Source organism: Protofrankia sp. CiP3, assembly GCF_917627345.1.
In the GTDB taxonomy this organism is placed as follows: Bacteria; Actinomycetota; Actinomycetes; order Frankiales; family Frankiaceae; genus Protofrankia.
This window is the reverse complement of the sequence record NZ_CAKJTM010000075.1, coordinates 3,573-9,439: the sequence shown is the minus strand read 5'-3', so window position 1 is coordinate 9,439 and position 5,867 is coordinate 3,573. Positions and strand designations below refer to the sequence as shown.

Below are 5,867 nucleotides of genomic sequence, written 5' to 3'. Positions count from 1 at the left end.
TCTCCAACCCCGGCCGGGCTGGGGGGACCGGTCCGGATGCTCGGGACGTTCCTCGCCGACTCGGCCCATCGCCGCCAACGGCGACTTCGACGCCTACTACGCCCACCGCCTGCGCGAGGAACAACAGCGCGTCCACTACTCGAAGTACCAAGAGGCTTATTCAGAACTCCCATCCTGCATGATCTAGATCATGCATCGCCACAGGTCGAGGCGCTGCTATAGATCTTGATGGAAGAGTTCTGCATAACCCTCCAAGTAAATCCATTGCGGATCCTTCATAGACCGATCGTTTCAGGTTCTGAGTTCGCCGTAGGCGTTGGGGTCCCACACATGTTCGCCGACGACGCCGTGCCCGGGCCGCTCAGAGGATGTCTCACGTGGGGGTTTCTTCCAACAGATGAGCACAGCCACAAGGGTCCGCCGCACCGATATCCGCCACACGAGACATCCGCTAACATGGACATCGCGGTGCCGATACCGGCGGCGGGTAAACCCCGTCGCCGATCGCCCCGGGAGAGCGGCCGTTCGTCGCTGAACGGCCGGCGTCCGCGGTCGCTCCCCGTTCTTTCGCTGGGGAAAGTGAGGCGAGGTGGTGAGCGGTGCAGTGAGTGCTCGGGGTCCCTTCCGGAGAAGGACGGTCCGTCCGTCAACATTTCCGGGGGCGGCCTCGGACCCGGCACCGGCCCGAAGAGCCGCGCGCCGCCGGCGGGCACTCGTACCGGCACTCGCGGCCGGCCTGCTCCTGTCGACGCTCGTCGCCTGCGGGGGCGGCGGTTCCGCGGGTCCGGCCACGGTGAACTGGTACGTCTTCAACGAGCAGTCGGGCTCGTTCACCAAGGCCGCGGCGAAATGCTCGGCCGAGTCCGGCGGCCGGTACCGGATAAAGATCAACCTGTTGCCGAACGACTCGGACGGGCAGCGCCAGCAGCTGGTTCGCAGGCTCGCGGCGAAGGACACCTCGCTGGACATCATGGCGCTGGACGTGACCTGGCCGGCCGAGTTCGCCGAGGCCGGCTGGATCAGGCCGATCACCGGCCCGGCCCGGGAGGAGATCACCCGAGGCACCCTGCCCGCGGCCGTGGATACCGGCACCTGGAAGGGGCAGCTGTACGCCGCCCCGCTGAACACCAACACGCAGCTGCTCTGGTACCGCAAGGACCTGGTGCCGAACCCGCCGAAGACCTGGGACGAGATGCTGTCGCAGGCGGCCGCCCTCGCCGCGGCGGGCAAGCCGCACTACATCGAGACGCCGGGTGCCCAGTACGAGGGCTACACCGTCCTGTTCAACACCCTGGTCTCCTCCGCCGGCGGGTCGATCCTGAGCCTGGACGGGAAGCGGGTGGAACTGGGCGAGCCGGCACGGCGCGCCGTCGAGGCGATCTCCTCGATGGCGCACTCCCCCGCGGCGGACCCGTCCTGGTCGAACCAGCACGAGGACGACGCCCGGCTCGCCTTCGAGACCGGCCACGCGGCCTTCCAGCTTAACTACCCGTTCATCTATCCGTCCGCCAAGGAGAACAACCCGGGACTGCTGGCGAACCTGGGCTGGGCGCAGTACCCGAGCCTGGTGGCCGGGCAGCCGTCCCACGTCACGATCGGCGGGTACGACCTCGCGGTGAGCGCGTACAGCAAGCATCAGCAGTCCTCCGCCGACGCCGTCACCTGCCTGCGGGGCCGGGACAAGCAGATCCGCAATGCGGTCAAGGGCGGGCTGCCCCCGACGCTGGTGAGCCTGTACACCGACCCGGCGTTCATAAATGGCGGCTACCCGTTCGCCGCGGACATCTACGAGGCGCTGCGGAATGCAAGCGTGCGCCCGAAGAGCCCGGCCTACCAGAGCGTGTCGCTGCAGATATCGAGCACGCTCTCGCCGCCGTCGTTGGTGGACGTGGGCCGGCTTGGTGACCTGCGCGGCCGGATCAGCGACGCCCTTGACTCGAAGGGACTTGTGCCGTGACCACCGCCGTGCCCGACGCCGACCGCCCGGCCGCCTCCGGGGCAGGCACCCGGAACGGGAGGCAGCCGAGGAAGAAGCTGTCGGCCAGGGCCCGGGCGGAGCGCCGGCTCGGCTGGGCCCTGTGCGCGCCGGCCGTGCTCGTGATGCTGACCGTCACCGCCTATCCCGTCGGCTACGCCGTTTACCTCTCTCTGCAGCGATACGACCTGCGGTTCCCGAACGACTCGACGTTCGTGGGCCTGGCGAACTACGGAACGGCGCTCAGTTCGTCGCTGTGGTGGCAGGCGCTCGCCGTGACTGCGATCATCGTCGTCATCTCGGTAGTGATCGAGTTCGTCCTCGGCATGGCCCTGGCGCTCGTCATGCACCGGGCAGTGTTGGGCCGGACGCTGGTCCGGACGGTGATCCTCATCCCGTACAGCATCGTCACGGTGGTCGCGGCCTTCGGCTGGAAGTACGCGTGGACGCCGGACACCGGCTACCTCTCCGGGCTTTTCGGGAACGCGGCTCCGCTCACCGATCAGGTCCGCGGGATCGCCGTCATCATCCTCGCCGAGGTGTGGAAGACGACGCCGTTCATGGCGCTGCTGCTGCTCGCCGGGCTGGCGCTGGTACCCGACGAGTTGCTGCGCGCGGCGCGGGCGGACGGCGCCACCGCATGGCAGCGGCTCACCCGGGTCATGCTGCCGCTGATGAAGCCGGCGATCCTGGTGGCGCTGCTGTTCCGGACCCTCGACGCCGTCCGCGTCTTCGACAACATCTACGTGCTGACCGCGGGCAGCTATGACACCCGCTCGGTGTCGATCCTCGGCTACGACAACCTCTTCACCGCGCTGAACCTGGGCGTCGGCTCGTCGCTGTCCATTCTGATCTTCCTCGTCGTCGCGCTCATCGCCTTCATCTTCATCAAAGGCTTCGGCACGGCCGCGCCCGGGCAGGAGGTGAACCGCTGATGACCACGATTGCGGCGCCGACGGGGCGAACCGCGCCGGCGGCGCGGCGCGGCCGGCGCCAGGGGAACGGCATGCTCGGCTGGGCCGCCGCGAACACGCTGATCATTCTGCTCTCACTGATTCCGTTGCTGTGGCTGGTGTCGCTGTCCTTCAAGGACCCGTCCACCATCTCCGACGGGGACTTCATCCCGCGGCGGTGGACGCTGGAGAACTACCGTGGGATCTTCGACACCTCGTTGTTCACCCGGGCGTTGGTCAACTCCATCGGGATCGCCCTCATCGCGACGCTGCTCGCGGTGGTCCTCGGCTCGATGGCCGCCTACGCGGTTGCCCGGCTTCGGTTCCCGGGCAAGAACGTCCTGATCGGCCTCTCCCTTCTGATCGCGATGTTCCCGCAGATATCTCTGGTCAGCCCGCTGTTCAACCTGTGGCGTGAACTCGGGCTCTTCGACACCTGGCCGGGGCTGATCATCCCGTATCTGACCTTCTCGCTGCCGCTGGCGATCTACACCTTGTCGGCGTTCTTCCGGGAAATCCCCTGGGACCTGGAAAAGGCGGCCCAGGTGGACGGGGCCACCCCGTTCCAGACTTTCCGGCGGGTGATCGCGCCGCTCGCCGCGCCCGGCATGGTGACCACCGCGATCCTGGTGTTCATCTTCTGCTGGAACGACTTCCTGTTCGCCATCTCGCTGACGTCGACCGAGAGTGCGCGGACCGCGCCCGCAGCCATCGCCTTCTTCACCGGCGCCTCCCAGTTCGCCGAGCCGATCGGCTCGATCTCGGCGGCTGCGGTCGTCATCACGATCCCGATCATCGTCTTCGTCCTGCTGTTCCAACGTCGGATCGTCGCCGGGCTCACCTCCGGCGCGGTGAAGGGGTAGCGCGCATGGCCGACATCGTTCTCGACCACGTCACCAAGCGGTTTCCGGACGGGCAGACGGCGGTCGCCGACGCGAACCTCGAGATCGCCGACGGTGAGTTCGTCATCCTGGTCGGCCCGTCCGGCTGCGGGAAGTCCACCACCCTCAACATGATCGCCGGCCTGGAGGGCATCACCGAAGGCGAGCTGCGCATCGGCGGCAAGGTGGTGAACGATCTCGCGCCCAAGGACCGCGACATCGCGATGGTGTTCCAGAGCTACGCGCTCTACCCGCATATGACGGTGCGCCAGAACATGGGCTTCGCGCTGTCGCTCGCGAAGCTGCCGAAGGAGGAGATCAACCGGAAGGTCGAGCAGGCCGCCGAGATCCTCGACCTCACCCCCCACCTGGACCGCAAGCCGGCGAACCTGTCCGGCGGGCAGCGCCAGCGGGTGGCGATGGGGCGGGCCATCGTGCGGGACCCGAAGGCGTTCCTCATGGACGAGCCGCTGTCCAACCTGGACGCGAAGCTGCGGGTCCAGATGCGCACCCAGGTGTCCCGGCTCCAGAACCGCCTGGGCACCACCACCGTGTACGTCACCCATGACCAGACCGAGGCGATGACCCTCGGCGACCGGGTCGCGGTCATGCGCGCGGGACGTATCCAGCAGGTGGGCACCCCGGGTGAGCTGTACGACCGGCCCGCGACCATCTTCGTCGCCGGCTTCATCGGCTCCCCGGCGATGAACTTCCTCCCGGTGACCTTCGCCGACGGCGTGCTGCACACACCACTCGGGGACATCACCCCCGACGCCCGGCAACGCCAGGCGGTCGAGGCGGGCGGGACGGACGGCACGTTCATCCTCGGGATGCGACCCGAGTATTTCGAGGACGCCGCTTTCATCCCCGCGTCGGCCGGGGGCAAGCATGGCCTTCGGCTGACCGCCACCGTGGACGTGCTGGAGTCTCTCGGGTCGGACAAGTACGCCTACTTCACGGTTCGGACCGACCGGGCCGCGGCCGCTGCCGACCTGGACGAGCTCGCCCGTGACTCGGGCACGGCCGACGTGCCCGGCGCCGCGGCCGGGCAGGTCGTCGCCCGGCTGGATGCCGCCAGCGCAATCCGCGAGGGTGAGAAGGCCGACCTGTGGGTGGACACCGACAAGCTGCACCTGTTCGACCCGGAGTCCGGCCGCAACCTCACCCTGGACACCTGAGCCCGGGCCGCCGACCGGCCGCCCGACCCGGCATCTCCAATAGGCTGGGAATGTTGTGTTCCTCCTCCGGGTGGGACCGGAATACGCCAGAAACCTGCCGCGGTGCTGTTGAGATGCTGGTCAGCCGCCGTTCGGTCTGCGCGCCGGCGGCCACCCCGCCCGAGACAAGGACGTCGCCCAGCTGTTGCCGTTCGTCTCCTGGCATATCCACGGCGAGGGCCGCTACGTCTTCCAGCTCCCGGACCTGGCCGACGGGCTGCGGCCGCTGCGCGACCCGGACGAGCCCGACGACGAGGACGACGAGGACGACGAGTGACCCGGCGGCAGTTATCGGCACTTTAGCCACCGGAAACGATCACCCGGTGCGCGGCCTCTGACCGGCGGCTACTGGCGGCGGCAGGTTTCTGGCGTATTCCGGCCGCACCCCCTGGACGGGGAACGGACGATCAGACCCGCGACGAACAGCGCATGTGCCGGTTCCCGGGCTGCGAGCGGCCGACCGAGGAGCCCAGCAGCGACATCGGGCGGCTTCCCGAGTACTGCGACAACCCCGGCCACAACCGGGCGTCGGCCTGGCGGGCACGCAACCCCGGCCCGCGCCGCGCCGCACGGGCCGGCACCGCCACGGCGGACGCTCCGGCCGTGGCCACCGACCTGGGACGGCCGGTCACGATGGCCACCGCCCGCGCCGAGGCCGGCATGGCCGGACTGGCCACCCAGGTCGACCGGTTCACCACCGCGTTCCGCGCCGAGGCCGACCGGATGCTCGCCCAGCTCGCCGCCCTGGCCGACGACGTGCGCACCGCAGGCGACCCGGACGCCGCCGCCGTGCAGATCGCGGCCGTCACGGCCGATGCCGAAGCCCGGATCGCCGAAGCCC

Annotated in this window: 6 protein-coding genes and 1 pseudogene; all 7 read left to right on the top strand. The window is 68.9% G+C overall.

Annotated features, from left to right (window positions below):
- Positions 1-187: hypothetical protein (locus MJ797_RS19960; protein ID WP_239338002.1), on the top strand; the 187-nt coding region annotated here is incomplete at its 5' end.
- A 417-nt stretch (positions 188-604) separates the two neighbouring features.
- Positions 605-1,957 (top strand): ABC transporter substrate-binding protein, encoded by a 1,353-nt coding sequence (locus tag MJ797_RS19955; protein WP_308128350.1) that lies wholly within the window; start codon positions 605-607, stop codon positions 1,955-1,957.
- Positions 1,954-2,910 carry a carbohydrate ABC transporter permease gene (locus MJ797_RS19950; protein WP_374582641.1) on the top strand — a complete coding sequence of 319 codons (957 nt, stop codon included), beginning with the start codon at positions 1,954-1,956 and terminating at the stop codon, positions 2,908-2,910. Before MJ797_RS19955 ends, MJ797_RS19950 begins: the two co-directional genes overlap by 4 nt.
- Positions 2,910-3,791 (top strand): carbohydrate ABC transporter permease, encoded by an 882-nt coding sequence (locus MJ797_RS19945; RefSeq protein ID WP_374582639.1) that lies wholly within the window; start codon positions 2,910-2,912, stop codon positions 3,789-3,791. The genes MJ797_RS19950 and MJ797_RS19945 overlap by 1 nt, the downstream gene beginning before the upstream one ends.
- A gap of 5 nt (positions 3,792-3,796) precedes the next feature.
- Positions 3,797-4,987, top strand: coding sequence for an ABC transporter ATP-binding protein (locus MJ797_RS19940; RefSeq protein ID WP_239337999.1), 1,191 nt, complete (start codon positions 3,797-3,799; stop codon positions 4,985-4,987).
- Between the two features lie 184 nt (positions 4,988-5,171).
- The gene (locus MJ797_RS27060) at positions 5,172-5,303 is read left to right on the top strand and encodes a hypothetical protein (RefSeq protein ID WP_255739254.1); all 132 of its coding nucleotides are present in this window, start codon (positions 5,172-5,174) and stop codon (positions 5,301-5,303) included.
- Positions 5,304-5,455: 152 nt separating this feature from the next.
- Positions 5,456-5,867 (top strand): annotated as a pseudogene (locus MJ797_RS19935) (hypothetical protein); the annotation flags it as partial.

Excerpts from the sequence above, each read along its gene's own strand:
- MJ797_RS19945 (WP_374582639.1), top strand. The coding sequence starts at position 2,910 with ATGACCACGATTGCGGCGCCGACGGGGCGAACCGCGCCGGCGGCGCGG.
- MJ797_RS19940 (WP_239337999.1), top strand. The coding sequence starts at position 3,797 with ATGGCCGACATCGTTCTCGACCACGTCACCAAGCGGTTTCCGGACGGG.